Raw genomic sequence first — 962 nt, 5'->3', positions numbered from 1 at the left:
TCCCTCGACAACCAGGCGGCGAAGCCCGACGGCTGCGCCACGGCGAGCAGCAGCGAGCCGCTGAAGCCGAAATGGTCCTCGACGCTGAGCATGCCGTTGGCTTCGAGAGTGGCGCGGCCGGGCAAGGTCGCGGCAAGCGACTTCACCGACCAGCCGCCTTCGGCCGGCTCGGCCGAGAGGTGGACGTCGCGCACCGTCGTGTCACCGGCGACCACGGCCGGCAGTCTCACCTCGACGGTCCCTGGGATGGTCGGCTTCGGCATATGCAGAAGCGCCTGCTCCAGCGCATTGACGCGCTGGTCGAGCGTTACGCCGGTGACTGCGGCGGCGCCGACGGCTTCATCCAACTGCACCTGCGCGCCATTGGCCTCGATCGAAAAGCGCGGGTTCGGTCCGAGATTGACGGAGGCTTTGCCGTCGGCGGTATACGGATTGTCGAGCGGTCCGGTCTCGAAGCGGAACTCGTCGAAGGCGAGCTTCTGGTGATCGAGCGAGAACTTGCCGTTGAGCCGGAAGCCTGGATCTGGCTTGCCGGCCGAGACCTTCACCGTCTCGCCGCCGGTGCCGCGCAGCTCGGCCGAATTCCTGTCGTTGCCGGAGATCTTGAACTGGCCGGAATAGGCGACGGCGCCCTTGACGAGGCCGGCATTGCCGTCGGTCTCGATGACCAGCGGATAGGCGTCCGGATCGGCCTTCAGCCGCAGCCGCATCTGGCCATTGCCTTCGGCTCTGCCGGTCGAGGCAGTGACATTGGTGCGCAGCCCGTCGAGCTTGAGCGTTCCATCCATCCGCCATGGCCCGGCGAGCGACTTCGCCGAGATGGTCGAATTGATCTCGGAAATCAGGTGGCTGCGCCCGCCGGCGGCATGGCGCAAGGCGACCTCGCCTTCCGTCACCGTCAGCTTCTCGATCGCGATCTGGTTGAGATCGAAGGGCGAGGTCGGCCGCATCGCCCAGTCGAC

General features: G+C 66.8%; 1 pseudogene. It reads right to left on the bottom strand.

Annotated features, from left to right (window positions below):
* Nucleotides 1-962, bottom strand: a pseudogene (locus EOA33_RS36895) (AsmA protein); the annotation flags it as partial.

It is taken from the genome of Mesorhizobium sp. M4A.F.Ca.ET.050.02.1.1, assembly GCF_003997725.1.
Lineage (GTDB): Bacteria > Pseudomonadota > Alphaproteobacteria > Rhizobiales > Rhizobiaceae > Mesorhizobium.
The sequence above is the reverse complement of the archived record's forward strand: the minus strand, read 5'-3'. Positions and strand labels throughout refer to the sequence as shown.